The organism is Brevibacterium sp. R8603A2, assembly GCF_023072605.1.
In the GTDB taxonomy this organism is placed as follows: domain Bacteria; phylum Actinomycetota; class Actinomycetes; order Actinomycetales; family Brevibacteriaceae; genus Brevibacterium; species Brevibacterium pityocampae.
Genome location: NZ_JALLGN010000004.1, coordinates 117,466 through 142,991, shown reverse-complemented (window position 1 = coordinate 142,991; position 25,526 = coordinate 117,466). Strand labels below are relative to the sequence as shown.

Sequence of the window (25,526 nt, the reverse complement as noted above, 5' to 3'; positions counted from 1 at the left end):
CCCATGGCATTGACCGCACAGGTCAAGGACGAGCTCGCTCGCCTCAGGATCACCCGCACCTCGGCGCGCAAGGCCGAGGTGTCGACCGTGCTGCGGTTCGCCGGGGCGCTCCACATCGTCGCCGGCTCGATCGTCGTCGAGGCCGAGCTCGACACCGGTGCCGTCGCCCGGCGCCTGCGCACCGAGATCAAGGAGCTGTTCGGCCACGTCGCCGAGGTCGTCGTCGTCGGCGCCTCCGGCATCCGCAAGGGCAACCGGTACCTCGTGCGGGTGAGCCAGGACGGTCCGGCGCTCGCCCGTCAGACCGGTCTCATCGACGGCCGGGGGAGGCCCGTGCGCGGGCTGCCCTCCGCGATCGTCAACGGCTCGCTCACCGACTCCCGCGCCGCCTGGCGCGGCGCCTTCGTCGCCCACGGCTCGCTCACCGAGCCCGGTCGCTCGGCGGCCCTCGAGATCACCTGCCCGGGGCCGGAGGCCGCGCTGGCGCTCGTCGGCGCCGCCCGCCGGCTCGGGATCGGGGCGAAGGCCCGTGAGGTCCGCGGGGTCGACCGGGTGGTGATCCGCGACGGCGAGGCGATCGGCGACATGCTCACGAACATGGGTGCGGAGAGCACTCGGCTGGTGTGGGAGGAGCGGCGGATGCGCCGCGAGGTCCGCGCCACCGCCAACCGGCTCGCGAACTTCGACGACGCGAACCTGCGCCGCTCCGCCCGCGCGGCGGTGGCGGCCGGGGCGCGTGTCGAGCGTGCGCTCGAGATCCTCGCCGACGACGTGCCCGAGCACCTCCGCTACGCCGGGATGCTCCGGCTCCAGCACAAGCAGGCCTCCCTCGAGGAGCTCGGCCAGCTCGCCGAACCGCCGATGACCAAGGACGCGATCGCCGGCCGCATCCGGCGGCTGCTCGCGACCGCGGACAAGAAGGCCGAGGACCTCGGCATCCCCGGCACCGAGGCGAGCCTGACCCAGGAGATGCTCGAGGACTCGTGAGCCGCCCCGTGCGCAGATCGGTGCGGGTGCGGGATTCATGTGATCTTCACTCGGATTCGACGCTCCGCTGGGGTTGTGTCCGCGGGTCTGACTAGGATGAAGCAGAACCGCCCCGAACCCCTTCAAGGAGGCACCGGCATGACCATTCGCGTGGGTATCAACGGATTCGGCCGCATCGGCCGCTCGTTCTTCCGTCAGGTCGACGAAGCAGAGAGCACGAACGTCGAGATCGTTGCGATCAACGACCTCACCGACAACGAGCACCTCGCACACCTGCTCAAGTACGACTCCGTGTGGCGGACCTTCCCCGGGGAGATCAGCCACGACGACGAATCGCTCACCGTCAAGGGTGAGCGGATCCGGGCCACCGCGATCAAGGACCCGAAGGACATCGACTGGGCAGGGCTCGGCGTCGACGTCGTCGTCGAGGCGACGGGCAAGTTCAAGACCGGGGAGGCCGCCGGCGCGCACCTCACCGCCGGTGCCAAGAAGGTCATCCTGTCCGCGCCCGGCAAGGACATCGACGGCTCGTTCGTCATGGGCGTCAACGACGACACGTACGATCCGGAGACGCAGCACATCATCTCCAACGCCTCGTGCACGACGAACTGCCTCGCCCCGCTCGCCAAGGTCCTCGACGAGGCCTTCGGGATCGAGTCCGGGCTGATGACCACGGTGCACGCCTACACCGGCGACCAGAACCTCGTCGACGGACCGCACAAGGACCTGCGCCGGGCGCGCGCCGCCGCGATCAACATCGTGCCGACGACCACCGGCGCGGCGAAGGCCGTCGCGGAGGTCCTGCCGAACCTCAAGGGCAAGCTCGACGGCTTCGCGGTGCGCGTCCCCGTGCCCACCGGCTCGCTCGTCGACCTGACCTTCACCCCCTCGCGCAGCGTCACGGTCGACGAGGTCAACGCCGCGGTCAAGGCCGCGACCACCGGTGAGCTCGAGGGCATCCTCGACTACACCGAGGACCCGATCGTGTCCTCCGACATCATCATGAGCGACTACTCCTCGATCTTCGACGCCGGCCTCACCCGGGTGCTCGGCTCCCAGGTCAAGGTTGTGTCGTGGTACGACAACGAGTGGGGATACTCGCAGCGTCTGCTCGACATGGTCGAGCTCGTAGGAAAGTCCCTCTGACCCGACCCGGCACCGGCCGGCAGCGGCACGACGAAAGGCAGCCATGAAGACCCTCGACACCCCCTCGCAGTACGCCGGGAAGCGCGTGCTCGTCCGGAGCGACCTCAACGTCCCGATGGACGGGACGACGATCACCGACACCGGTCGCATCGTCGCCTCCGCCCCGACGCTGAAGGCACTCGCGGAGGCCGGTGCGAAGGTCATCGTCATGGCGCACCTCGGCCGCCCCAAGGGCAAGCCCGAGGGCAAGTACTCGCTCGCCCCGGTCGTGCCGGTGCTGGCCGAGGCCGTCGGCCGTGCGGTCGAGTTCGCGTCCGACACCGTCGGCGAGGACGCGCGCGCCAAAGCCGCCGCCCTCGCCGACGGCGAGATCCTCCTCCTCGAGAACCTCCGGTTCAACCCGGGGGAGACCTCGAAGGACGAGGCGGAGCGGCGCGAGTTCGCCGAGCAGCTCGCCGCTCTCGCCGACGCCTACGTGTCCGACGGCTTCGGCGTCGTCCACCGGAAGCAGGCGAGCGTCTACGACATCGCCACCCTGCTCCCGGCCGCGGCCGGCGGGCTCGTCGCCGCCGAGGTCGAGGTGTGCGACCGCCTCCTCACCGATCCGGCGCGGCCCTACGTCGTCGTGCTCGGCGGCTCCAAGGTGTCCGACAAGCTCGGCGTCATCTCCCACCTCCTCGAGCGCGCCGACACCCTGATCATCGGCGGCGGGATGGTCTATACCTTCCTCGCCGCACAGGGGCATGCGGTGGGCAGGAGCCTCCTCGAGGAGGACCAGCTCGACACCGTGAAGTCCTACCTGTCCGACGCCGCCGAGCGCGGCGTCGAGATCGTGCTCCCCACCGACATCGTCATGGCGGAGTCCTTCGCCGCCGACGCCGAGCACTGGGTGCGCCCCGTCGACTCCCTCGAGGACACCCCGGCCGGAGCGCAGGGGATGGGCCTCGACATCGGCCCCGAATCCGCCGGCGCCTACGCGGAGCGGATCGCCGCGGCGCGCACCGTGTTCTGGAACGGCCCGATGGGCGTGTTCGAGTTCCCGGCCTTCGCGGCCGGCACCCGCGCTGTGGCCGAGGCCCTCACCGACGCCCACGGCGGCGTGGCCGACGGCCGCCTCACCGTGGTCGGCGGCGGCGACTCCGCCTCCGCCATCCGCAACCTCGGCTTCGCCGACGAGCAGTTCGGCCACATCTCCACCGGCGGCGGCGCGAGCCTCGAGTACCTCGAGGGCAAGACGCTGCCCGGCCTGTCCGTGCTGTCCGACGAGGAGCGCTGAGATGAGCCCCGACCGCACCCTGCTGCTCGCCGGCAACTGGAAGATGAACCTCGACCACCTCGAGGCGATCTCCACCGTGCAGAAGCTCGCCTGGGCGCTGCGCGACGCGAAGGTCGACCTCACGGCCGTCGACGTCGTCGTGCTCCCGCCGTTCACCGACATCCGCTCCGTGCAGACCCTCATCCAGGGCGACTCGCTCGACATGGCCTACGGCGGCCAGGACCTCTCCGCCCACGACGAGGGCGCCTACACCGGAGAGGTGTCCGGCCGCTTCCTGTCCCGCCTCGGCTGCAGCTACGTCATCATCGGGCACAGCGAGCGCCGCGAGCACCACGGCGAGACCGACGCCCTGATCCGCTCGAAGGTCGAGGCCGCGCTGCGCCACGAGCTCACCCCGATCCTCTGCGTCGGGGAGCCGCTCGAGGTCCGCGAGGCCGGCGAGCACGTCGCCCACACGCTCGACCAGCTCGCCGCCGCCCTCGACGGCCTCCCGCCGGAGGACCTGTCCGGGCTCGTCGTCGCCTACGAGCCGGTGTGGGCGATCGGCACCGGGAAGACCGCGACCGCGGACGACGCCGCGGAGATGTGCACCGCGCTGCGGGAGAAGCTGCGCGAGCTGCTCGGCGCGGACACCGCGCAGTCGGTCCGCCTCCTCTACGGCGGCAGCGTCAAGGCCGACAACGTCGCGGAGATCACCGAGCACCCCGAGGTCGACGGCGCGCTCGTCGGCGGGGCGAGCCTCGACCCGGACGGCTTCGCCGCGCTGTGCCGGGCCGCGACCGCCCGGTAGCCGCAGCCCCACCGGACGCGCCCGCGTCCCTGTCCGCACACCCATCCGCTCTCTGTTAGGCTTGCCGTCGTGACTGTTCTGACCTGGTCCCTCACGGGCGTCCTCATCCTCACCAGCCTCTTCCTCATCCTGCTCATCCTGCTCCACAAGGGCAAGGGCGGCGGCATGTCGGACATGTTCGGCGGCGGGATGAGCTCGAACCTCGGCTCCTCCGGGGTCGCCGAGCGCAACCTCAACCGCTTCACCACGCTCGTCGCGATCATCTGGGGGGCCTCGATCGTGCTCCTCGGACTCATCGTCCGCTTCGAGTAGGACGCCCCACCTCGTACACGACGGAACCCCGGACCCTGCGGTCCGGGGTTCCGGGCGTTCGCTGGTCGCGTCCCGTCCGCTGCTGCGGCGGGCTCAGGCCTCGAAGCCGAAGGCGGCGAGGATCTGCTCGATGCCCTGGGCCCGGTCGGTGAGGTGGAGGCGGAGCACCGGACGACGGCGCTCCCGCAGCACCCGGGCGTCCCCGGCGGCCTGCGCGGCCTGGAGCTGGCCGAAGGTGAAGTCGCGGCCGGGGATGAGGAGGTCGGCTCGCGAGTCCGCGGTGATCTGGAGGAAGACCCCGTTCGGATGACCGCCCTTGTGGTACTGGCCGGTCGAGTGGAGGTAGCGCGGGCCGAAGCCGAAGGTCGTCTGCAGGCCCGTGCGGAGCGCCGCGGCCTGCCGGATGAGTGCGGCGCGGGTGTCGCTCGTCCGGTCGAGGTAGGCCTGGATCGCGACGTATCCGTACTCCTCGGCGCTGTCGGCGAGCGCGCGCAGCGCGTCCTCGAGGGTGTCGGCGCCGTCGAGCAGCTCGGGCGGGCCGAACACCGCGACCGCGCCGTGCGTGAACGCGGGCCGTTCGGCACCGGTGCCGAGGCCCCCGTCGAGCATCTCGCGGGCCCCGGCCTTCGCCGCCTCGACGTCGGGCTGGTCGAAGGGGTTGATCCCGATGCTGTAGCCGGTGATCGCGGTCGCGTACTCCCACAGGAGGAACTGGGCACCGAGCGGCGCGTCGACGGCGCACGCGAAGCCGGACATCGGCTGGTGCTCGCCCTCGGCGCGGCCGATGAACAGGAGCATCGCGTCCGCCCCCGCGTCGACGAAGCCCGGGGCGTCGATCCCCTCGACGACGACGGGCAGGATGCCCTCGCCGTCCTTGCCCGTCGATTCCGCGACGAGCTGCTCGAGCCACGCCCCGAACCCGACGATCGGGCTCGAGGTGGCGGCGACGACGAGCTTCTCCGTGTCGCGGGCGTGGGCGACGCCGAGAAAGGCGCCGAGCTGGATCGCGGGATTCGTCGGCTCGTCGAGCGCGAGCGCCGGTGCGATCTCCTGGGCCTCGGCGAGCAGCGCGCCGATGTCCGCCCCGGCGAGGCCGGACGGGACGAGTCCGAAGGCGCTGAGCGCGCTGTAGCGGCCGCCGACCTCCGGGTCGGCGAGGAACACGCGGCGGTATCCGAGCTCGAGAGCGAGCTCGTGGAGCGGTGAGCCGGGGTCGGTGACGACGACGATCCGGGAGGCCGGGTCGATGCCGGCGGCCTCGAACGCGGAGGAGAAGGCGCGGCGGTGCGAATCGGTCTCCACCGTCGAGCCCGATTTCGAGGACACGACGAGCACGGTGCGGGAGAGGTCGGTGCCGATCGCCTCGGCGATCTGGCCGGAATCGGTGGTGTCGACCACCTCGAGAGGGACTCCTGCGGTGGCGCAGATGACCTCGGGGGCGAGCGAGGAGCCGCCCATGCCCGCGAGTGTGACGATGTCGACGCCCTCGGCAAGGAGCTCGGCGCGCAGCTCCGCGATCTCCGCGAGCAGACCGGTCGAGCTCGTCGGCAGATCGACCCAGCCGAGTCGGCGGGAGGCCTCGGGGGCCGCAGCGTCGCCCCACAGGGTGCCGTCGCCGACGCTGATCCGCGAGGCGACGTGGGCGGTGACGAGGTCGCGGACCTCGTCGTCGAACTCGGCGGGGGAGGGGTAACCGAAGTCGATGGGGCTCATGCGCGGGCTCCTTCCAGCTGGGTGCGGACCGTGTCGAGCAGCTCGGCCCAGCTCGCGTCGAACTTCTGCAGCCCTTCCGCCTCGAGCTGCTCCATCACCTCGGCGTAGTCGATGCCGAGGGCGGCGAGCCGATCGAACAGCGCGTTCGCCTGCCCGTAGCCGGAGCCGATCGTGTCCCCGCGCACCTCGCCGTGGTCGGCGAAGGCCTCGAGCGTCGCCTCGGGCATGGTGTTGACGGTGCCGGGCGCCACGAGCTCGCTGACGTAGAGGGTGTCGGGATAGTCGGGGTTCTTCGTCCCGGTCGACGCCCACAGCGGACGCTGCGGGTGCGCGCCGGCGGCCTCGAGCACCTCGAAGCGCTCGCTCGTGAACAGCTGACCGGCGATCTGGTGGGCGAGCCGGCAGTTCGCCACGCCCGCCTGCCCGCGCAGGCGCAGGGCCTCGTCGGTGCCGAGCGCGGTGAGCCGGCGGTCGACCTCGGTGTCGACGCGGGACACGAAGATCGAGGCGACGGAGTGGATGCCGGCGAGATCGATCCCCGCCTCGCGCGCCCGCTCGAGGCCGCTGATGTAGGCCTCGACGACCTTCCGGTAGCGGTCGAGCGCGAAGATCAGGGTGACGTTGACGCTGATCCCGCGGGCGACGACCGCGGTGATCGCCGGCAGCCCCTCGAGCGTGGCGGGGATCTTGATCATGACGTTGGGGCGGTTGATCGCCTCCCACAGCCGGGTGGCGTGCGCGATCGTCGCCTCGGTGTCGCGGGCCGCGTCCGGCGGCACCTCGATCGACACCCGGCCGTCGACGCCCCCGGAGGCGCGGTACACCGGCTCGAGGATGTCGGCGGCCTTCGCGACGTCGTCGCAGGTGAGCATCTCCACCGCGGTCTCGAGGTCGACGCCGTCCCGGGCGAGGGGCGTGAGCTGCGCGGCATAGGCCTCGCTGTCAGCGAGCGCGGCGGCGAAGATCGTCGGGTTCGTCGTCACCCCCACCACCTGCTTGTCGGCGACGAGCGCGGCGAGGCTGCCGGAGGTGATCCGGGAGCGGGACAGGTCATCGAGCCAGATCGAGACGCCGGCGCGGGAGAGCTCGGCCAGGGGGGTGGTCATGGTCATCCTTTCGCTGCGGCGAGCGCGTCGTCGGCCGCTGTCACGACCGCCTCCGCGGTGATGCCGAACTCGGTGTAGAGCCGCTGGTAGTCGGCCGAGGCGCCGAAGTGCTCGAGCGACACCGCGCGTCCGTGGGTGCCGAGGTAGCGGTGCCAGCTCAGCGCGGTGCCGGCCTCGATGCTCACGCGGGCGGCGACCGCGGCCGGGAGCACCGACTCGCGGTACTCGGCGGGCTGGGCGTCGAACCACTCGTGGCTCGGCATCGACACGACGCGCACCGCGGTGCCGCGCTCGCGCAGCGTCTGCGCGGCCTCGAGGGCGATCGCGACCTCGGAGCCCGAGGCCATGACGATGACCTCCGGGGTGCCGGGGGAGTCGAGGAGCACATAGCCGCCGCGGGCGGCCCCGGCGGCCGGCGCGTACTCGCCGCGGTCGAGGACCGGGACGTTCTGCCGGGTGAGGATCAGTCCGGTGGGCCCGTCGGTGCGGTCGAGGATCCGTCGCCAGGCGACCGCGGTCTCGTTCGCGTCGGCCGGGCGCACGACGTCGAGACCGGGGATCGCGCGGAGCGCGCTCAGGTGCTCGACGGGCTGATGGGTGGGGCCGTCCTCGCCGAGGCCGATCGAGTCGTGGGTCCACACGAACACCGTCGGGAGCTCCTGCAGGGCGGCGAGCCGCACCGCCGGGCGCTGGTAGTCGCTGAACACGAGGAAGGTGCCGTTGTACGGGCGGGTGGGCCCGTGGAGCGCGATGCCGTTGCACGCGAGGCCCGCGGCGAACTCGCGGATCCCGAAGTGGAGGTTGCGGCCGTAGGGGTCGCCGGCGAACATGTCGGAGCTGCGCTCGGTGGGGAGGAACGAGGCCTCGCCCTTGATGAGCGTGTTGTTCGAGCCGGCGAGGTCGGCCGAGCCGCCCCACAGCTCCGGCAGCAGCGGGGCGATCGCATTGAGCACCTGACCGGACGCGGCGCGGGTGGCGATCCCCTTCGTCGAGGCCTCGAACACCGGCAGCGCCTCGTCGAGGCCGGCGGGGAGCTCGCGGGCGAGGAGCCGGTCGAGGAGCGCGGCGCGCTCCGGCTGGGCCTCGCGCCAGGCGGTGAAGCAGGCGTTCCAGTCGGTGTGCGCGCGGGCCCCGCGCTCCCGGACGGCGCGGGCGTGCTCGAGGACGGCGGGATCGACGGCGAACTGCTCGGCCGGGTCGAATCCGAGCAGGGTCTTCGTCGCCGCGATCTCCTCCTCGCCGAGGGCGGCGCCGTGCGAGGCGCCGGTGCCCTGCGCCGTCGGCGCGGGCCAGGCGATGATCGTCGAGAGCCGGATGAACGAGGGGCGGGGATCGGCCTGGGCGGCGTCGAGGGCGGCGGCGAGGGCGTCGATGTCCTCGCGGTACTCGGTGCCGCCCTGCGTGAAGTCGACGTGCTCGACGTGCCAGCCGTAGGAGGCGTAGCGGGCCGCGGTGTCCTCGGTGAAGGCGATCGAGGTGTCGTCCTCGATGGAGATCCGGTTGTCGTCCCAGATCACGATGAGGTTCCCGAGCTCCTGCGTGCCCGCGAGCGAGGACGCCTCGGAGGACACGCCCTCCTGGAGGTCGCCGTCGGAGGCGAGGACGTAGATGCGGTGGTCGAACACCGATTCGCCGGCCGGGGCGTCGGGGTCGAAGAGCCCGCGCTCCCGCCGGGCGGCCATCGCCATGCCGACGGCCGAGGCGAGCCCGGAGCCGAGCGGCCCGGTCGTGATCTCGACGCCGGCGGTGTGGCCGACCTCGGGGTGGCCGGGGGTCAGCGAGCCCCACTGGCGCAGCGCCTTGAGATCATCGAGCTCGAGGCCGTAGCCGGACAGGTAGAGCTGGACGTACTGGGTCAGGCTCGAGTGGCCGGCCGACAGGACGAAGCGGTCCCGGCCGAGCCACTGCGGGTCGGCCGGATCGTGGACCATCGTGTGCTGATAGAGGCAGTAGGCGACGGGCGCGAGGCTCATCGCGGTCCCCGGGTGACCGTTGCCGGCCTTCTGGACGGCGTCCGCGGCCAGCAGACGTGCGGTGTCGACAGCCGTGGAGTCCTTCGCGGACCAGGTCACAGGGCTCATGAGAGGGCATCTGTCCTTCTGCTCGGGGTTCGTCGACTCCGACTCTACCGGGTGGTCCGCGCTCAGCGGTACCGGTGGCCGGAACCACAGCGCGGGGAACTGGCGCGGACGACTACGCGGGGTAGAATGGTCGAATCCGGTGTCCAGAGGAAGAGAACCCCGTTACGTGAGCAGCGACCAGCACAGCGCCGCCGAGCAGGTGGAGCGTCCGCTCCAGCGGACGATCGACGAATCCCGACTCCAGGCGCGGACCGGCGGGCGCTCCCGCTTCATGGCCTTCGTCGCGCTCACCAAGCCGCGGGTCATCGAGCTCCTCCTCGTCACCACGGCACCCGTGATGTTCCTCGCCGCGCAGGGCCTGCCCAACCTCTGGCTCGTCCTCGCCACGCTCGTCGGCGGCTCAGCCGCGGCCGCCTCGGCCTCGGTGTTCAACTGCATCCTCGACCGCGACATCGACGCGAAGATGCGCCGCACCGAGAACCGCCCGCTCGTCACCGGCGAGGTGTCCCTGCGCGAAGCGATCGTGTTCGCCTTCGCGCTCGGCATCGGCTCGATCTTCTGGATGGGCGGTTTCACCAACTGGGTGGCCGCCGGTCTCACCGCCTCGGCGATCCTCCTCTACGTCGTGTTCTACACGATCATGCTCAAGCGCCACACCGCCCAGAACATCGTGTGGGGCGGCGCGGCCGGGTGCATGCCGGTGCTCATCGGCTGGTCGGCGGTCACCGGCTCGCTGTCGTGGGAGCCGCTCATCCTGTTCCTCGTCGTGTTCTTCTGGACGCCCCCGCACTACTGGCCGCTCGCCATCAAGTACAAGGCCGACTACGACGCCGCCGGCGTGCCGATGCTGCCCTCGAAGGTGCCGCCGACCTCCGTCGGCCGGCAGATCCTCGCCTACGGCTGGCTCATGGTCGCCGCGAGCCTCGCCCTCATCCCCGTCGCCCCGATGGGCCCGGTCTACATCGCCACCGCGCTGCTCTCCGGCGCCTGGTTCATGTACCTCTGCTACGGGCTCACCCGCCGTGCGAAGCAGGGCTTCCAGGGCACCCAGCTGCGCGCGATGAAGGTGTTCCACGGCTCGATCACCTATCTGTCGGTGCTCTTCCTCGCGATCGCGATCGACCCCTTCCTCAACCCCTTCATCTGAGTTCACCCGTAGGATCGGGGCATGGAGACGTCGACGAAGGACTTCTGGGAGAACCGCCTCGCCGAGGACTGGACGGAGACGGGCGTGGGCTACCGCGCGCTCGGAGCGGCGTTCAACACCTGGATGTACCGGGTCAGGCGCGCGGTGTTCCTCCGCGAGATGGCCGCCGCTCCGATCGATCTCCCCACCGCCGAGGTGTTCGACATCGGCTCCGGCACCGGCTTCTACGTCGACCTCTGGCGCGAGCTCGGGGTCGCAGGGGTGACCGGCTCCGACATCACCACCGCCGCGGTGAACAATCTGCGCGGCCGCTTCCCGGACTCGGACTTCCATCCCTTCGACGCCGCATCCCCCGAGCTCCCGGTGCCCGCCGGCGCCTACGACATCGTTTCCGCGATGGACATGCTCTTCCACATCACCGACGACGCCGGTCACGCCCAGGCCCTCCGCAACGCGGCGCGCCTGCTGCGTCCCGGCGGGCTGTTCGTGTTCTCGGAGAACTTCCTCTTCGGCCCGGAGCAGCGCGGCCCGCGTCAGGTCAACCGGTCGATGCACACGATCGAGCGGGAGCTCGCCGCCGCCGGCCTCGAGCCGATCCGCCACACCCCGATGTTCGTCCTCATGAACGCCCAGGTCGACGCCCCCTGGCTGCGCCGCCGGGCGTGGGCGCTCGTCATGCGCACGGCCACCGCGGCCGGCCTCGGCGGGCTCGCCGGGCGACTCCTCTACCCTCTCGAGATGCGCCTGCTCGCCTCCCGGCGCGAGGGGCCGAGCACCGAGCTCATGATCTGCCGCAGGATCGAGCAGCAGTAGCTCAGTCCTCGATCCCGTCGAGCGAGCCGCCGGCGGCGAGCTGCGCGGCATGGAGCTCCGCATAGGCGCCGCCGCGCTGGAGCAGCTCCGCATGGCTGCCCTGTTCGACGATGTCGCCGTGGGCCATGACGAGGATCGTGTCCGCGTCCCGGATCGTGGAGAGCCGGTGGGCGATGACGAAGCTCGTCCGCCCTGCGCGCAGGGTCTGCATCGCCTGCTGGAGCAGGAGCTCGGTGCGGGTGTCGACCGAGGAGGTCGCCTCGTCGAGGATGAGCACGGTGGGCCGGGTGAGGAACGCGCGGGCGATCGTGATGAGCTGGCGCTCGCCCTGGGACAGGTTGCCGCCGTCGTCGTCGATGACGGTGTCGTAGCCGTCGGGCAGGGTGCGGACGACGTGGTCGACGTAGCACGCCTCGGCCGCCGCCACGACCTCCTCCCGCGTGGCCCCGGGCTTGCCGTAGGCGATGTTCTCCTCGATCGTCCCGCCGAACAGCCAGGTGTCCTGGAGGACCATGCCCATGTGCGAGCGGAGCTCGGAGCGGCGCAGCTCCGCGATGTCGACGCCGTCGAAGGTGATCCGGCCGGAATCGACCTCGTAGAAGCGCATGAGGAGGTTGACGAGGGTCGTTTTCCCGGCACCGGTGTGGCCGACGATCGCCGTCGTCGTGCCGGGTGCTGCGCGCAGGCCGAGGTCGGTGATGAGCGGAGAGTCCGGGGAGTAGCCGAAGGCGACGTGCTCGAAGGCGATCTCGCCGCGCGGGCGCTCGGGCAGGGTCGCGGTCCCGGTGTCCGGGGTCTCCTCCGGGTAGGACAGGAGCTCGAACACGCGCTCGGCGCACGCCGCCGCCGACTGGAGCTGCGCGGCCATCCCGCCGAGCTGCGCGAGCGGCTGCGAGAACTGGCGGGAGTACTGGATGAACGCCTGCACGGTGCCGAGCCGGAGCTGCCCGGAGGCGACCTGGAGGGCGCCGACGACCGCGATGCCGACGTAGACGAGGTTCCCGATGAACTGCATCGCCGGCATCATCAGCCCGGCGAGCATCTGGGCGGAGAAGGACGCCCGGTAGACGTCGTCGTTCTCCGCGTCGAAGAGCTCCTTCGTCACGCGGTCACGGCCGTAGACGGTGATGAGGTCGTGGCCGGTGATCGACTCCTCGACGCGGGTGTTGAGCACGCCGGTGGCCTTCCACTGGGCCTGGAACTGCCGCTGCGAACGGACCCCGAGGATTCCGATGACGAGCGCGGTGAGCGGCACGGTGATGAGGGTGACGAGGGTGAGCTGCCAGGACAGCGTGAACATCATCGCGAGGACGCCGACGACGGTGAGCAGGCTCATGACGATCTGCCCGAGGGACTCGCTGAGCACCTGGTTGAGGTTGTCGAGGTCGTTCGTCAGCCGGGAGAGCACGTCGCCGCGCTTCATCCGGTCGAAGTGCGACAGGGGGAGCGCGTGGATCTTCGACTCGACGTCCTCGCGCAGCCGGTACATCACCCGCTGCACGACGGAGTTGAGGATCCGGCTCGCGAGGAACATCACGAGGGATCCGAGCAGGTACACCGCGAGGGTGAGCAGCAGCGTCCGGGCGAGCGCGGCGAAGTCGATCCCGGCACCGGGCACGATCTCCATCGCTGCGACCATGTCGGCCATCGTCGTGTCGCCGGCGGCGCGGAGATCGGCGACGACCTCGGCGTGGGACCGACCGCCCTCCATCCGGCCGGACACCCAGCCCTCGTAGACGAGGTTCGTCGCCTGACCGAGGACGAGCGGGCCGAGGACGGTGAAGACGATGCCCACGGCGTTGAGCACCACGGCGCCGACGACGGCGAGGGTGAAGGGACGGAAGCGGCCGAGCAGGCGCTTCATCGTCGGCCCGAAGGCGCGGGCCTTGGAGCCCGGGGCGTCCTCCATCGACATCTCAGACCCCCTCTCCGGTCGCGGCGGCGGCCTGCGAATCGATGATCTCCCGGTACACCGGGTTCGACTCCGCGAGCTCATCATGGGTGCCGAGGCCGACGATCCGGCCCTCGTCGAGGACGAGGATGGCGTCGGCGTCGCGGGCGGTCGCGATCCGCTGGGCGACGATGATCATCGTCGCGTCGACGTCCCGGGCGAGCGCGGCGCGCAGCGCCTTGTCGGTCGCGGTGTCGAGGGCGGAGAAGGAATCGTCGAAGACGAGGATCCGAGGTCGCCCGACGAGCGCGCGGGCGATCGCGATCCGCTGGCGCTGGCCGCCGGACAGGTTGGTGCCGCCCTGGGTGAGCTCGTGGTCGAGCCCCTCGGGGAGCTCGCGGACGAAGTCCGCCTGGGCGGTGTCGAGGGCCGCCCACATCTCCTCCTCGCTCGCCCCGGGGGCGGCGAAGCGCAGGGTGTCGGCGATCGTGCCGGAGAACAGGTACGCCTGCTGCGGGACGAAGCCGGTCTGCGCGTGGAGCACAGCGGGAGCGAGTGCGCGGATGTCCGTGCCGCCGATCCGCACCGTGCCGGCGTCGGCGTCGATGAGGCGCACGACGAGGGAGGCGAGGGTGGTCTTGCCCGAACCCGTGGCCCCGACGATCGCGAGGGTCGACCCGGCCGGGACCCGCACGTCGATACCGCTGAGGACCGTCTCCTCGGCGCCGGGATAGCGGTACTCGACCCCGGACAGCTCGACCTCGCCGGGCGCCGGGGTGTCGGTCCGGGTGCCGGAGAAGTCGATCGTCACCGGGGAGTCGACGACGTCGAGGATGCGGCCGGCGGAGACCGCGGCGCGCGGGATCATCATCGCCATGAACGAGGCGATCATCACGCCCATGAGGATCATGAGGAGGTACTGGATGAAGGCCATGAGGGTGCCGACCCCGAGCATGCCCCCCTGCACCTCGAACGCGCCGAACCACACGACGGCGGCCGAGGCCGCGCCGATGATGAACATCACGAGCGGGAACATCAGCGCGAACAGCCGGCCCACCCGGAGGTTGGCATCGGTGACCGCGAGGTTGGCCTCCCCGAAGCGCTGCGCCTCGGCCGGCTCGCGGACGAAGGCGCGGATGACCCGGATCCCGGTGAGCTGCTGGCGGGTGACGGAGTTGAGGGCATCGATGCGCTCCTGCATGACGGCGAACGAGGGGACCATGCGGGAGACGATGAACGCCATGACGACGCCGAGCACGACGACGGTGACGACGACGATCCACGACAGGCGGAAGCTCTCGGCGAGGGCCATGACGATCCCGCCGAGCGCCATGAGCGGTGCCATGACGAGCATCGTCGCGCTGAGCACGATGAACTGCTGGACCTGTCGGATGTCATTGGTGTTGCGGGTGATGAGGCCGGCGGCGGAGAAGCGGGAGACGTCCTGGTGGCCCATGTCGACGACGTGGTGGAAGACGTCGCGGCGGAGGTCGCGGGCAGCGGACATCGCGCACTTCGCGCCGCAGTAGATCGCGATCCCGTTGCACCCGAGCTGGAGGACGGCGACGACGACCATCCAGCCGCCGTAGGCCCACACCGTCGGCACGTCGCCGCGGGCGACGCCCTCGTCGATCATCCGCGCATTGAGCGTGGGGATGAGGAGCAGGCCGAAGGACTGGAGTGCCTGGAACACGACGACGCCGAGGAGGAGCCCGCGGTAGTCGAGGAGGTATCTGTTCAGGAGCGCGAGGAGAGGCACCCGGACATTCAAGCAGACCGCGCCGTCGTGCGCTCACCGGTGGCACCCAGGTAGGGCATGGGATGGCTCACAGCGGCGGTGGCGGGCCGGCTGCGGTCACACCGTCTGGTGGACCGCCTGCGGGGAGTCCGGGACGGCGGTGGCCGGCAGCGGCGCACGGCGGTAGCAGGCGTCGACGACGGCGACGGTCGCGGCGATGACGAGGCAGGCGCCCACGAGGTGGAGGGCGACGGCGGCGATCGGCAGGCCGGTGAAGTACTGGAAGTAGCCGATCGCGCCCTGCGCCGCCTCGACGAGGAGGAGCACGGTGAGCGCACGGGACAGCTCGCTCAGCCCCTGCCGCGCGGACAGGATGCGGGCGAGGACCGTCGCGCCGATGAGCAGCCAGACCGGGATCGCGTGGAGGCGGGAGATCATCACCGTGTCGAGGCCGTTGCGTGCACTGATGACGTCCCCGGCGTGCGGGCCGGCCCCGGTGACGAGGACGCCGAGGAGCACGACGACGACCATGAGTCCGCCGATCGCCCAGCACAGGCCGCGCAGCAGCGGGGTGCCGAGCGGCCGGGGGTCCCGGCCGGAGTCCGCGGTGCGGCGCACGAGGTAGGCCGACGCGCCGACGGCGATCGCCGAGGGGATGAAGTGGGCGGCGACGATCCACGGGTTGAGATGGGTGCGCACGGTGAGGCCGCCGAGGAGCGCCTGGAAGGGCACCACGGCGGTGAGCCAGAACGTCAGCCAGAAGAGGTCGGGGCGGGTCCTGCGGAGGCGCCACAGGAGGACGAGGATCGCGACGCCGAGCAGTCCGAGCGCGACCCCGAGCAGCCGGTTGCCGAACTCGATGTAGCCGTGGATGCCCATCTCCGGGGTGTTGACGAGGGACTCGTCGGTGCACATCGGCCAGGTCGGACAGCCGAGCCCGGAGCCGGTGAGCCGCACGAGCGCACCGGTGACGATGATCGCCGACTGGGCGAACAGCATCGTCCACGCCGCGGCGCTCACGAGCCGGGTGACGGTGGCGGGCTGCCAGCGGGAGCCGGCGGGCGGTGCGGGGGCTGCGGGGGTCGTCATGCGGGCCATTCTACCGTCCGTCGAAGTCGAAGAAGCGGCGGGCCGCGAGCAGCCCGAGGAGCGTCCAGGCGAGCATCACCGCACAGGCGCGCAGGTCGATCGCGCCGTCGAGCACCGCGCTGCGCATGGCATCGCCGAGCGCCCCCGAGGGCGTCCACGACACGAGCCGGCCCCACAGCCCGTCGTGAGCGACGACGAGCCCGCCGACCGAGGCCATGAGCACCCACAGGAGGTTGGCGAGCGCGAGCGTCGCCTCTGCGCGCAGGGTCCCGGCGAGCACGAGCCCCCAGGTGAGCATGACCGCCGTCCCGAGCAGTCCGGCGACGACGACGGCGAGGTGGGCGACCGGGGCGGTGATGCCGAGGACGAGGGCGATGCCGCCGAGCAGCGCGAACTGGACGGCGACGACGAGGAGCACGGCGAGCAGCTTGCCCCAGATCAGGCCCGTGGTGCCGAGCGGGGTGGTGGCGAGCTGGCGGAGCACACCGTAGCGGCGGTCGAACCCCGTGGAGATCGCCTGCCCGGTGAAGGCAGTCGAGGCGATCGCGAGGCCGAGCACCCCGGAGGTCGCGACGGCGACGGGGGAGTGGCCGCCGATGCCGAGGCCGAGCACGTCGAGGATCCCGGTGAGGGACAGCCCGAGGAGCACGATGATCGGGAGCACGAGGGAGAGGAGGAGCTGCTCGCCGTTGCGGAGGATCGAACGCGCCTCGAACCCGGCCTGCGCGAGGATGCGCCGGGAGGCCGGGGAGGCCGGGGAGGAGGGTGTCGTCGCGGGCTCCGTCATCGCAGGCTCCTGCCGGTGAGCTCGAGGAACACGTCGCCGAGGGTGCGCCCGTGCAGGGAGAGGTCGTCGACCCGCACCCCACGGGCGGCGAGCTCCGCGGTGAGGCCGGCGAGCGCGGCCGGGCCGATGTCGCCGGACACGGTGAGCACGGGGCCGTGGACGGTGACGGTGCCGAACGCCTCGAGCGCGGCGGCGAGCCCGGCCGGGGCGTCGCCGGGCAGGCGCATCCGCAGGCTGTGCGCGCCGTCGGCGGCGGCGGTGAGCTCGGCCGGTGTGCCCTGGGCGATGACCCGACCGTGGTCGATGATCGTCACGGTGTCGGCGAGCGCCTGCGCATCGGCCATGTCGTGGGTGGTGAGGACGACGGCCACGCCGTCGGCGCGGAGCTCGCCGATGACCTCGTGCACGACGAGGGACGCCTGCGGGTCGAGGCCAGCAGTGGGCTCGTCGAGGAACACGAGGCGCGGACGGCCGACGAGCGCGGCGGCGAGCCCGACCCGCTGGCGCTGCCCGCCGGACAGCCGGCGGATGGTGCGGTCGGCGAAGCCGGTGATCCCGAGCCGCTCGGCGAGCGCTGTGACATCGAGCGGGTCCGCGTACATCCGGGCGAGGTGGGTGAGGACCGCGAGCGGCCGCGCGGCCATGGGCAGCCCGCCGTCCTGGAGCATGACCCCGGTGAGCCCGGCGGTGCGGGTGTGCTCGGCCACGGGGTCGGCCCCGAAGATCCGGACCGTGCCGCGCGCCGGGCGCAGGAGGCCCACCGCGCAGGCGATCGTCGTCGACTTGCCGGCGCCGTTGGGGCCGAGCACCGCGTGGACGCGCCCGGCGTCGGCGGTGAGCGAGATCGATTCGAGCGCGGGCCGGGCCCGGTAGTCGAAGCCGAGCCCGGTCAGGCTCAGGGGTGCGGTCGTCACGGTCGACCAGTGTACGCGTGGCCCCGCTCCGGGGAGCGCCCGGGCCGCGACGGGTCCGCGACCGGGGCTTAGGCTCGCCTTCGTTTACAGTGGAATAGATTACGCAACAATTGTCTTGTATAACGCAGAGCACCACCCTCGGCACCCGGAAGGAGAACCATGTCATCGCATGCCATCGCCCGGTCCGAGGACGCCCGCACCCGCCAGCGGGTGCTCGGCGCGGTGCTCGATCTCGGTCCGGTGAGCGCCTCCGGCGTGGCGAAGGTCATGGACCTCACCGCCGCGGCGATCCGCCGCCACTTCGACGCCCTCGAGACCGACGGCCTCATCGAGGTCCGCCGGCTCGCCGGGACCCGGGCCGGCCGGGGGCGGCCCGCCCGGCAGTACGTCGTCACCGCGCAGGGCCACGAGCTGATCAGCCACACCTACGACGGCCTCGCCGTCGACGTCCTCGGCTTCGTCGAGCGGCGCTCCGGCCGCGAGGCGGTCGCCGAGTTCGCCGCCGAGCACGTCGCGGAGCTCGGGCAGCGCCTGCGGGCGCGCACCGAGCGCCCCGGGCCGACCGTCGTCGGCCGGGCCCGGCAGCTCGCCGCCGCGCTGTCCGCGGAGGGCTTCGCGGCCTCGGCCTCGCCGGTCGCCGTGGGCACCCCGCTCGAGGCGATCCAGCTGTGCCAGGGCCACTGCCCGATCCAGCACGTCGCGAAGGAGTACCCGGAGTTCTGCGAGGCGGAGCTCCAGCTGTTCGCCGAGCACCTCGACGTCGACGTCCGCCGCCTGTCCACCCTGGCCAACGGCGACCACGTCTGCACCACGCACATCCCGACCTCGGTCCTCAACCGCCCGTTGATCGACCAGACCGACCGCAACCAAGGAGGCTCACGGTGACCGATACCACCGAGACCAATCCGATCCTCGAAGCGAACCCCGAGCTCAAGGACATCGGCAACTACGCCTACGGCTGGCACGACTCGAACGACGCCGGCGCCGCGGCGCAGCGCGGCCTGAGCGAGGACGTGGTGCGCAACATCTCCGCCCTCAAGGAGGAGCCGGAGTGGATGCTCCAGCGCCGCCTCAAGGCGCTCAAGCTGTTCGAGAAGAAGCCGATGCCCAGCTGGGGCGCCGACCTCACCGGGATCGACTTCGACGACATCAAGTACTTCGTGCGCTCGACCGAGGGTCAGGCGCAGTCCTGGGAGGACCTCCCCGAGGACATCAAGAACACCTACGACCGGCTCGGCATCCCGGAGGCGGAGAAGCAGCGGCTCGTCGCCGGCGTGGCCGCGCAGTACGAGTCCGAGGTCGTCTACCACAAGATCAACGAGGAGCTCGAGCGCCAGGGCGTGATCTTCCTCGACACCGACACCGCTCTCAAGGAGCACCCCGAGCTGTTCGAGGAGTACTTCGGCACCGTCATCCCCTCGGGCGACAACAAGTTCTCCGCGCTCAACACCGCGGTGTGGTCCGGCGGCTCCTTCATCTACGTCCCCAAGGGCGTCCACGTGGAGATCCCGCTCCAGGCCTACTTCCGCATCAACACCGAGAACATGGGCCAGTTCGAGCGCACGCTCATCATCGCCGACGAGGGCTCCTACGTGCACTACGTCGAGGGCTGCACCGCGCCGATCTACAAGTCCGACTCGCTCCACTCGGCGGTCGTCGAGATCATCGCGAAGAAGGACGCCCGCGTGCGCTACACGACCATCCAGAACTGGTCGAACAACGTGTACAACCTCGTGACGAAGCGTGCGATCGCGGAGTCCGGCGCGACCATGGAATGGGTCGACGGCAACATCGGCTCGAAGGTCACCATGAAGTACCCGGCGATCTGGATGACCGGCGAGCACGCGCGCGGGGAGACCCTGTCCGTGGCCTTCGCCGGGACCGGCCAGCACCAGGACACCGGGGCCAAGATGGTCCACGCCGCACCGAACACTCACTCCTCGATCGTGTCGAAGTCGGTCGCCCGCAACGGGGGACGGGCCGGCTACCGCGGTCTCGTCCACGTCCACCCGGGAGCCAAGGGCGCGTCGAACACCGTGCTGTGCGACGCCCTGCTCGTCGACAACATCTCCCGCTCCGACACCTACCCCTACATCGACATCCGCGAGGACGACGTATCGCTCGGACACGAGGCGACGGTGTCGAAGGTGAGCGCCGACCAGCTGTTCTACCTCATGAGCCGCGGCCTCGAGGAGACCGAGGCGATGGCGATGATCGTGCGCGGCTTCATCGAGCCGATCGCCCGCGAGCTCCCGATGGAGTACGCCCTCGAGCTCAACCGGCTCATCGAACTGCAGATGGAAGGCGCGGTGGGCTGAGCCGGCCGTCCGCGCCCGGCCCCACCCCGTCCACGAAGGAGACAGAACACACATGACAGACACCGTGCAGAGCGCTGCCGAGGTCCAGGTACCCGTCGCCTCGCGCAGCGAGCGCACCCGGAGCTTCGACGTCGCCGATTTCCCGCAGGTCACCGGCCGCGAGGAGGAATGGCGGTTCACCCCGGTCCGCCGACTCGCGCCGCTGCTCGAGGACGCCGGCACCGGCGCCGAGCTGCGCTTCACCGAGGAGCTCCCCGCCGGTGTGTCGGTGGAGACCATCGACCTCGACACCGCCCGCGCCCAGGGCATCATGGAGCCCGAGGACCGCCCGGCCGCGATCGCCGCGGCCCGCTCCGGCGGGATCCGCCACTACGCGGTCGAGGCCGGCGCCGAGGTGCCCGAGGCCGTCGTCGTCCACGCCGACGGCGCCGGGACCGACCCGGTGCACGGCCACATCCTCCTCACCGTCGGCGACAACGCGCGCGCGACGATCGTCGTCGAGCACGAGGGCGCCGCACAGTACTCCGAGCTCGTCTCGATCGTCGTCGGGGCCGGCGCGCAGCTGACCTTCGTGTCGCTGCAGCTGTGGGAGGACGGCTCGGCCCACCTCGGCCAGCACGACGCGATCGTCGGCAAGGACGCGCAGTACAAGCACATCGCAATCTCGCTCGGCGGCGACATCGTGCGGCTCAACTCCAACGTCCGCTACGACGGGCCCGGGGGAGAGGCGCAGCTCCTCGGCCTCTACTTCGCCGACGCCGGCCAGCACCTCGAGCACCGCACGTACATCGACCACAACACGCCGCAGGCGGTGTCCGACGTCATGTACAAGGGTGCACTGCAGGGCACCGATGCGCGCAGCGTGTGGATCGGCGACGTGCTGATCCGCCCCGAGGCGATCGGCATCAACACCTACGAGCTCAACCGCAACCTCGTCCTCACCGAGGGCGCCCGGGCGGACTCCGTGCCGAACCTCGAGATCGAGACCGGCGACATCGAGGGCGCAGGCCACGCGTCCTCGACCGGCCGCTTCGACGAGGAGCACCTGTTCTACCTCATGAGCCGCGGCATCGACGAGGTCGAGGCCCGTCGGCTCGTGGTCCGCGGCTTCTTCCACGAGGTCATCGGACAGATCCGCGTGCCCGCGATCGAAGAGGTCCTGTCCGCAAGGATCGAGGACGAGCTCTCCCGGAGCATGATGTGAGCGAGCTCGCCGCCTGCGCCGCGAGCGCCGTCGACCCCGGCGACGCGATCCGCGTCGTCCTCGAGGGCCGGGAGATCTGCATCGCCCGGACCGACGACGGCGCCGTGCACGCGATCGACGACCTGTGCACCCACGGCGAGGTGTCCCTCGCCGAGGGGGAGGTGTCCGGCTGCTCGATCGAGTGCTGGCTCCATGGCTCCGCCTTCGACCTCACCACCGGCAGGCCGCTCACTCCGCCGGCCTTCGAGCCGGTCGCCGTCTACCCGTGCAGCGAGCGCGACGGCATGATCTACGTCGACCCCACCAGTCCTGAACAGTAAGGAAACCCATGTCCACTCTCTCCATCCGCGACCTCCACGTCAGCGTCGAGACCGACGCCGGTGCCAAGGAGATCCTGCGCGGCGTCAACCTCGACATCAACTCCACCGAGACCCACGCGATCATGGGCCCGAACGGCTCCGGGAAGTCGACGCTGGCCTACGCGCTGGCCGGCCACCCCGGCTACACCGTGACCTCCGGCACCGCCGCGATCGACGGCGAGGACATCCTCGAGATGAGCGTCGACGAGCGCGCCAAGGCCGGCCTGTTCCTCGCCATGCAGTACCCCGTCGAGGTCCCCGGCGTCACCGTGACGAACTTCCTGCGCACCGCGAAGACCGCGATCGACGGCGAGGCGCCGAAGCTCCGCACCTGGACCAAGGACCTCTCCGAGGCGATGAAGAACCTCCGCGTCGACCCCGCGTTCGCCTCGCGCAACGTCAACGAGGGCTTCTCCGGCGGTGAGAAGAAGCGCCACGAGATCCTCCAGATGGAGCTCCTCAAGCCGCGTTTCGCGATCCTCGACGAGACCGACTCCGGCCTCGACGTCGACGCGCTGCGGATCGTGTCCGAGGGGGTCAACCGGGTCAAGGAGAAGACCGACGTCGGCGTCCTCCTCATCACCCACTACACCCGCATCCTGCGCTACATCCAGCCCGACTACGTCCACGTCATGGTCAACGGCCGGATCGCCGAGGAGGGCGGCGCCGAGCTCGCCGAGCGCCTCGAGAACGAGGGCTACGACCGCTTCCTTGGCGTGGGAGCCTGATGCTCTCGGCCGCCGAGGTGCAGCGCATCCGCAACGACTTCCCGATCCTCGCCCGCGAGGTCGGGGGGTCGCCGCTGGTGTACCTGGACTCCGGGGCCACCGCGCAGAAGCCGCAGTGCGTCATCGACGCCGAGCTCGACTTCTACGCGCACCGCAACTCCGCCGTCCACCGCGGGGCGCACAGCCTCGCGGTGGAGGCCACCGATGCGTTCGAGTCCGGGCGCGCGGCGGTCGCGGACTTCGTCGGCGCCGGGATCCGCGAGATCGTGTGGACGAAGAACGCCACCGAGGCGCTCAACGTCGTCGCGCTCGGCCTCGCGCACGCCGCGGCCGACCTCGGCGGTCCGGAGGCGCAGCGGTACCGGATCGGCCCCGGGGACTCGATCGTCGTCACCGAGATGGAGCACCACGCGAACCTCATCCCGTGGCAGCAGCTCGCCCGCCTCACCGGTGCGCGCCTGCGCCACCTGCCGCTCACCGACGACGGGCACCTCGAGCTGGGGGATCTCGAGGAGATCGTCGACACCACGACGAAGGTCCTCGCCTTCACCCACGCCTCGAACGTCCTCGGCACGATCAACCCCGTCGAGCGGCTCGTCGCCCGGGCCCGCGAGGTCGGGGCGCTCACCGTGCTCGACGCCTGCCAGTCGGTGCCCCACCTGCCCGTCGACCTCGCCGCGCTCGACGTCGACTTCGCGGCCTTCTCCGGGCACAAGATGCTCGGACCTACCGGGATCGGCGTGCTCTACGGGCGCGCCGAGCTCCTCGACACCCTGCCCCCGGTCCTCACCGGCGGCTCGATGATCACCACCGTCGACATGGAGTCCGCGGAGTTCATGCCGGCCCCGCAGCGCTTCGAGGCCGGCACCCAGCCGGTCGCGCAGGTCGCCGGGCTCGGTGCGGCCGTGGGCTACCTCTCCGAGACAGGGATGGCCGATGTTGCCGCGCACGAGGCCGAGATCGCCGGGATCCTCGTCGAGGGAATCGACCGGGTGCCCGGCGTGCGCCGGATCGGCCCGGACGCCTCGGCGGCGCGGATCGCCTCCGTCGCCTTCGACGTCGAGGGCGTCCACGCCCACGATGTCGGTCAGGTGCTCGACGACGCGGGGATCGCGGTGCGGGTGGGCCACCACTGCGCACAGCCGCTCCACCGCCGCTACGGGCTCACCGCCACCACCCGCGCGAGCGCCTCGGTCTACACCACGGCCGAGGACTGCGAGCGGTTCCTCACCGCCCTCGCCGGCGTCCGCCCCTTCTTCGGAGTGTCATGAGCGATCTCCAGCAGCTCTACCAGCAGGTCATCCTCGACCACGCCAAGCAGCGCTACGGCAACCGGCCGCTGCTCGGCGGGACCGGGATCGACCGCTCCCCGCAGTTCGGCTCCTCGCACCAGGTCAACCCGACGTGCGGGGACGAGATCACCGTGGAGGCGGAGATCGACCCCGGCACCGGCGCGCTCACCGTGCGCTGGGACGGCCAGGGCTGCTCGATCTCGATGGCCTCGGCCTCGGTCCTGACCGAGATCGCCGAGGACACCGGACCGGAGGGGTTCGCCGCCGCCGAGGCCGCCTTCCACACTCTCATGCACTCCCGCGGACAGGGGGAGGCCGACGAGGACGTCCTCGGCGATGCCGCCGCCTTCCAGGGGGTCTCGAAGTTCCCCGCCCGAATCAAATGCGCCCTGCTGTCCTGGATGGCACTCAAGGACGCACTCGCCCAGGCCCACGCCGCAGGAGGAGACCATGCCTGAAGTCATCGACCAGCCCACCAACGCCGTGCCCGAGGAGGTCCTCGAGGCACTCATGGACGTCGTCGACCCCGAGCTCGGCGTCAACATCGTCGACCTCGGCCTCGTCTACGGCACCGCCGTCGAGGAGGACGGCACCGCCGTCATCGAGATGACCCTGACGAGTGCCGCCTGCCCGCTCACCGACGTCATCGAGGACCAGGTCGCGCAGGTCCTCGAGGGGATCGTCCCGGCCTACCGCCTCAACTGGGTGTGGATGCCGCCGTGGGGCCCGGAGAAGATCACCGAGGACGGCCGCGAGCAGATGCGGGCCCTCGGCTTCAACATCTGAGCAGCACCACCGCTCTCAGCACCACGGCTCACAGCACCGCTGCGAGCGCGCCGGGCAGCTCGGGGTGCGCGAACCGGAATCCCGCCTCGGCGAGCACCCGGCTGGTCGCATGCCGGCCGGTGAGCCCGAGCGCGGGATCCGTCGCGAGGAGCACCGCTCCGGCCCGGAGCACCGGCGCCGGGGTCGACAGTCCGAACCCGTGCGGGGCGAGCAGCGGCAGCCGTGGGGCGAGCCGCGTCCGCAGCCGGGCCATGAGCTCGGCGTTGCGGACCGGGTGCGGTGCCGCGGCGACGAGGATGCCGCCGGGCAGCTCCGGTCCGCACAGGCCGAGCGCGGCGAGCACGATCCGCAACCAGTCCTCGAGCTGGATCCACGAGAACCACTGATCACCGCGCCCCACCGTCCCGCCGAGCCCCGCCCGGGCGAGCAGCGCCAGCCGATCGAGCGCGGGGGAGTCGTGCTGGAGGACGATCGAGGTCCGCAGCACGGTGGTGCGCCGGGCATGCGCCCCGGCGGCCGCCTCCTCCCACGGGCGGGCGACCCCGGTCATCTGCGGCAGGGCGGCCGCGCCCGCAGGCAGCGGCGAGCTCTCGTCGAGCCGCGCCTCCTCGGCATCGGACCAGATCGCGGTCGTCGATCCCTGCACCCACGCCTCGACGGGCGCCTGCTCCTGCGAGGCCGCGACGAGCGCTTCGGTGGCACGCACGCGCGAATCGCGGAGGCGCGCGATGCCCGCGGGCGTCGGCCGGGTGTCGACGAGCGCCCCGGCGAGGTTGACGACGCCGATGCGCTCCTCCCCGGTACGGGCGAGCTCCTCTGCCCAGTCCCCGACGCTCCGGCCGTCCCACTGCCGGAACCGCAGTCCGGGCCCGGTGCGGCGGAGCAGCTCGGGGGAGTCGGCGGGGCGCCGGGTGAGGACGACCGCCTCGGCCCCGGCGCGCTGCAGCGCACCGGTGAGAGCAGTGCCGAGCGCCCCGGTGCCGCCGGCGACGACGACGCGCATCGGGCGGGTATCCGTGTGCAGGGTGCTCATCGTCTCCTCTCCCGGC

The 25,526-nt window shown here is 71.4% G+C and carries 24 protein-coding genes; 15 read left to right on the top strand and 9 right to left on the bottom strand.

Annotation, left to right across the window (positions count from 1 at the left end; genetic code table 11):
* Nucleotides 1-3: 3 nt before the first annotated feature.
* The 5 genes from whiA to secG all read left to right on the top strand — a co-directional run bounded on the left by whiA (nucleotide 4) and on the right by secG (nucleotide 4,511).
* Nucleotides 4-987, top strand: coding sequence for a DNA-binding protein WhiA (gene whiA, locus MTQ12_RS05415; RefSeq protein WP_137319767.1), 984 nt, complete (start codon nucleotides 4-6; stop codon nucleotides 985-987).
* 138 nt (nucleotides 988-1,125) lie between these two features.
* Nucleotides 1,126-2,133, top strand: coding sequence for a type I glyceraldehyde-3-phosphate dehydrogenase (gene gap / locus MTQ12_RS05410; protein ID WP_247424799.1), 1,008 nt, complete (start codon nucleotides 1,126-1,128; stop codon nucleotides 2,131-2,133).
* Between the two features lie 43 nt (nucleotides 2,134-2,176).
* Nucleotides 2,177-3,409 carry a phosphoglycerate kinase gene (locus MTQ12_RS05405; RefSeq protein WP_247424796.1) on the top strand — a complete coding sequence of 411 codons (1,233 nt, stop codon included), beginning with the start codon at nucleotides 2,177-2,179 and terminating at the stop codon, nucleotides 3,407-3,409.
* 1 nt (nucleotide 3,410) lies between these two features.
* Nucleotides 3,411-4,199, top strand: coding sequence for a triose-phosphate isomerase (gene tpiA / locus MTQ12_RS05400; protein ID WP_247424792.1), 789 nt, complete (start codon nucleotides 3,411-3,413; stop codon nucleotides 4,197-4,199).
* A 69-nt stretch (nucleotides 4,200-4,268) separates the two neighbouring features.
* Nucleotides 4,269-4,511 (top strand): preprotein translocase subunit SecG, encoded by a 243-nt coding sequence (secG, locus tag MTQ12_RS05395; RefSeq protein WP_137319763.1) that lies wholly within the window; start codon nucleotides 4,269-4,271, stop codon nucleotides 4,509-4,511.
* A 93-nt stretch (nucleotides 4,512-4,604) separates the two neighbouring features.
* On the opposite strand, the gene MTQ12_RS05390 is transcribed toward secG, so the two are convergent.
* From MTQ12_RS05390 to tkt, 3 genes are read right to left on the bottom strand one after another with little or no spacing between them, the layout of a single operon-like run.
* Entirely contained in the window at nucleotides 4,605-6,224 is a 1,620-nt protein-coding gene (locus tag MTQ12_RS05390) for a glucose-6-phosphate isomerase (protein ID WP_137319762.1), read from the bottom strand.
* Nucleotides 6,221-7,336: a transaldolase gene (gene tal / locus MTQ12_RS05385; protein WP_247424789.1), complete on the bottom strand. Its 1,116-nt coding sequence runs from the start codon at nucleotides 7,334-7,336 to the stop codon at nucleotides 6,221-6,223. The genes MTQ12_RS05390 and tal overlap by 4 nt, the downstream gene beginning before the upstream one ends.
* A complete protein-coding gene (tkt, locus tag MTQ12_RS05380) occupies nucleotides 7,333-9,411 on the bottom strand; it encodes a transketolase (protein ID WP_247424786.1) in 2,079 nt (692 codons plus the stop codon). The genes tal and tkt overlap by 4 nt, the downstream gene beginning before the upstream one ends.
* A 223-nt stretch (nucleotides 9,412-9,634) precedes the next feature.
* On the opposite strand from tkt, the gene MTQ12_RS05375 reads away from it, so the two are divergent.
* Nucleotides 9,635-10,558 carry a heme o synthase gene (locus MTQ12_RS05375; protein ID WP_348983850.1) on the top strand — a complete coding sequence of 308 codons (924 nt, stop codon included), beginning with the start codon at nucleotides 9,635-9,637 and terminating at the stop codon, nucleotides 10,556-10,558.
* Between the two features lie 21 nt (nucleotides 10,559-10,579).
* A complete protein-coding gene (locus tag MTQ12_RS05370) occupies nucleotides 10,580-11,371 on the top strand; it encodes a class I SAM-dependent methyltransferase (protein ID WP_247424783.1) in 792 nt (263 codons plus the stop codon).
* A gap of 1 nt (nucleotide 11,372) precedes the next feature.
* Here MTQ12_RS05370 and MTQ12_RS05365 read toward each other — a convergent pair whose 3' ends face one another.
* From MTQ12_RS05365 to MTQ12_RS05345, 5 genes are all read right to left on the bottom strand, one after another.
* Nucleotides 11,373-13,286 carry an ABC transporter ATP-binding protein gene (locus tag MTQ12_RS05365; protein WP_247424780.1) on the bottom strand — a complete coding sequence of 638 codons (1,914 nt, stop codon included), beginning with the start codon at nucleotides 13,284-13,286 and terminating at the stop codon, nucleotides 11,373-11,375.
* A 1-nt stretch (nucleotide 13,287) separates the two neighbouring features.
* On the bottom strand, nucleotides 13,288-15,021 hold the full coding sequence (locus tag MTQ12_RS05360) for an ABC transporter ATP-binding protein (RefSeq protein ID WP_137319756.1): 1,734 nt from the start codon (nucleotides 15,019-15,021) through the stop codon (nucleotides 13,288-13,290).
* 96 nt (nucleotides 15,022-15,117) lie between these two features.
* Nucleotides 15,118-16,089: a COX15/CtaA family protein gene (locus tag MTQ12_RS05355; protein WP_247424777.1), complete on the bottom strand. Its 972-nt coding sequence runs from the start codon at nucleotides 16,087-16,089 to the stop codon at nucleotides 15,118-15,120.
* Nucleotides 16,090-16,099: 10 nt separating this feature from the next.
* The gene (locus tag MTQ12_RS05350; protein ID WP_247424773.1) at nucleotides 16,100-16,876 is read right to left on the bottom strand and encodes an ABC transporter permease; all 777 of its coding nucleotides are present in this window, start codon (nucleotides 16,874-16,876) and stop codon (nucleotides 16,100-16,102) included.
* Nucleotides 16,873-17,790, bottom strand: a complete 918-nt coding sequence (locus MTQ12_RS05345; protein ID WP_137319753.1) for an ABC transporter ATP-binding protein — start codon at nucleotides 17,788-17,790, stop codon at nucleotides 16,873-16,875. The genes MTQ12_RS05350 and MTQ12_RS05345 overlap by 4 nt, the downstream gene beginning before the upstream one ends.
* Nucleotides 17,791-17,949: 159 nt before the next feature.
* Here MTQ12_RS05345 and MTQ12_RS05340 point away from each other — a divergent pair, with 159 nt between their 5' ends.
* The 8 genes from MTQ12_RS05340 to MTQ12_RS05305 are packed head-to-tail and all read left to right on the top strand — an operon-like array spanning nucleotide 17,950 to nucleotide 24,477.
* Nucleotides 17,950-18,675: a helix-turn-helix domain-containing protein gene (locus MTQ12_RS05340; RefSeq protein WP_247424771.1), complete on the top strand. Its 726-nt coding sequence runs from the start codon at nucleotides 17,950-17,952 to the stop codon at nucleotides 18,673-18,675.
* Nucleotides 18,672-20,108 (top strand): Fe-S cluster assembly protein SufB, encoded by a 1,437-nt coding sequence (sufB, locus tag MTQ12_RS05335; protein WP_295688735.1) that lies wholly within the window; start codon nucleotides 18,672-18,674, stop codon nucleotides 20,106-20,108. The genes MTQ12_RS05340 and sufB overlap by 4 nt, the downstream gene beginning before the upstream one ends.
* A gap of 52 nt (nucleotides 20,109-20,160) precedes the next feature.
* Entirely contained in the window at nucleotides 20,161-21,312 is a 1,152-nt protein-coding gene (sufD, locus tag MTQ12_RS05330) for a Fe-S cluster assembly protein SufD (RefSeq protein ID WP_247424769.1), read from the top strand.
* Nucleotides 21,309-21,632 (top strand): non-heme iron oxygenase ferredoxin subunit, encoded by a 324-nt coding sequence (locus tag MTQ12_RS05325; protein ID WP_137319750.1) that lies wholly within the window; start codon nucleotides 21,309-21,311, stop codon nucleotides 21,630-21,632. Before sufD ends, MTQ12_RS05325 begins: the two co-directional genes overlap by 4 nt.
* Nucleotides 21,633-21,640: 8 nt before the next feature.
* A complete protein-coding gene (gene sufC / locus MTQ12_RS05320; protein ID WP_247424767.1) occupies nucleotides 21,641-22,399 on the top strand; it encodes a Fe-S cluster assembly ATPase SufC in 759 nt (252 codons plus the stop codon).
* Complete coding sequence (locus MTQ12_RS05315; RefSeq protein WP_247424765.1) at nucleotides 22,399-23,670, top strand: SufS family cysteine desulfurase; 1,272 nt, start codon at nucleotides 22,399-22,401, stop codon at nucleotides 23,668-23,670. The genes sufC and MTQ12_RS05315 overlap by 1 nt, the downstream gene beginning before the upstream one ends.
* A complete protein-coding gene (sufU, locus tag MTQ12_RS05310) occupies nucleotides 23,667-24,149 on the top strand; it encodes a Fe-S cluster assembly sulfur transfer protein SufU (RefSeq protein ID WP_137319747.1) in 483 nt (160 codons plus the stop codon). The genes MTQ12_RS05315 and sufU overlap by 4 nt, the downstream gene beginning before the upstream one ends.
* Complete coding sequence (locus MTQ12_RS05305; RefSeq protein ID WP_137319746.1) at nucleotides 24,142-24,477, top strand: metal-sulfur cluster assembly factor; 336 nt, start codon at nucleotides 24,142-24,144, stop codon at nucleotides 24,475-24,477. Before sufU ends, MTQ12_RS05305 begins: the two co-directional genes overlap by 8 nt.
* Nucleotides 24,478-24,505: 28 nt before the next feature.
* Here the strand turns inward: MTQ12_RS05305 and MTQ12_RS05300 are convergent, their stop codons facing one another.
* Entirely contained in the window at nucleotides 24,506-25,510 is a 1,005-nt protein-coding gene (locus MTQ12_RS05300; protein WP_247424763.1) for a DUF1731 domain-containing protein, read from the bottom strand.
* Nucleotides 25,511-25,526: the final 16 nt, after the last annotated feature.

What these genes read in the sequence shown, in the direction of transcription:
- whiA (WP_137319767.1), top strand. Translation starts at nt 4, where the DNA reads ATGGCATTGACCGCACAGGTCAAGGACGAGCTCGCTCGCCTCAGGATC.
- gap (WP_247424799.1), top strand. Translation starts at nt 1,126, where the DNA reads ATGACCATTCGCGTGGGTATCAACGGATTCGGCCGCATCGGCCGCTCG.
- MTQ12_RS05405 (WP_247424796.1), top strand. Translation starts at nt 2,177, where the DNA reads ATGAAGACCCTCGACACCCCCTCGCAGTACGCCGGGAAGCGCGTGCTC.
- tpiA (WP_247424792.1), top strand. Translation starts at nt 3,411, where the DNA reads ATGAGCCCCGACCGCACCCTGCTGCTCGCCGGCAACTGGAAGATGAAC.
- MTQ12_RS05390 (WP_137319762.1), bottom strand. Translation starts at nt 6,224, where the DNA reads ATGAGCCCCATCGACTTCGGTTACCCCTCCCCCGCCGAGTTCGACGAC.
- tal (WP_247424789.1), bottom strand. Translation starts at nt 7,336, where the DNA reads ATGACCATGACCACCCCCCTGGCCGAGCTCTCCCGCGCCGGCGTCTCG.
- tkt (WP_247424786.1), bottom strand. Translation starts at nt 9,411, where the DNA reads ATGAGCCCTGTGACCTGGTCCGCGAAGGACTCCACGGCTGTCGACACC.
- MTQ12_RS05370 (WP_247424783.1), top strand. Translation starts at nt 10,580, where the DNA reads ATGGAGACGTCGACGAAGGACTTCTGGGAGAACCGCCTCGCCGAGGAC.
- MTQ12_RS05365 (WP_247424780.1), bottom strand. Translation starts at nt 13,286, where the DNA reads ATGTCGATGGAGGACGCCCCGGGCTCCAAGGCCCGCGCCTTCGGGCCG.
- MTQ12_RS05355 (WP_247424777.1), bottom strand. Translation starts at nt 16,089, where the DNA reads ATGACGACCCCCGCAGCCCCCGCACCGCCCGCCGGCTCCCGCTGGCAG.
- MTQ12_RS05350 (WP_247424773.1), bottom strand. Translation starts at nt 16,876, where the DNA reads ATGACGGAGCCCGCGACGACACCCTCCTCCCCGGCCTCCCCGGCCTCC.
- MTQ12_RS05340 (WP_247424771.1), top strand. Translation starts at nt 17,950, where the DNA reads ATGTCATCGCATGCCATCGCCCGGTCCGAGGACGCCCGCACCCGCCAG.
- sufD (WP_247424769.1), top strand. Translation starts at nt 20,161, where the DNA reads ATGACAGACACCGTGCAGAGCGCTGCCGAGGTCCAGGTACCCGTCGCC.
- sufC (WP_247424767.1), top strand. Translation starts at nt 21,641, where the DNA reads ATGTCCACTCTCTCCATCCGCGACCTCCACGTCAGCGTCGAGACCGAC.
- MTQ12_RS05315 (WP_247424765.1), top strand. Translation starts at nt 22,399, where the DNA reads ATGCTCTCGGCCGCCGAGGTGCAGCGCATCCGCAACGACTTCCCGATC.
- sufU (WP_137319747.1), top strand. Translation starts at nt 23,667, where the DNA reads ATGAGCGATCTCCAGCAGCTCTACCAGCAGGTCATCCTCGACCACGCC.
- MTQ12_RS05305 (WP_137319746.1), top strand. Translation starts at nt 24,142, where the DNA reads ATGCCTGAAGTCATCGACCAGCCCACCAACGCCGTGCCCGAGGAGGTC.
- MTQ12_RS05300 (WP_247424763.1), bottom strand. Translation starts at nt 25,510, where the DNA reads ATGAGCACCCTGCACACGGATACCCGCCCGATGCGCGTCGTCGTCGCC.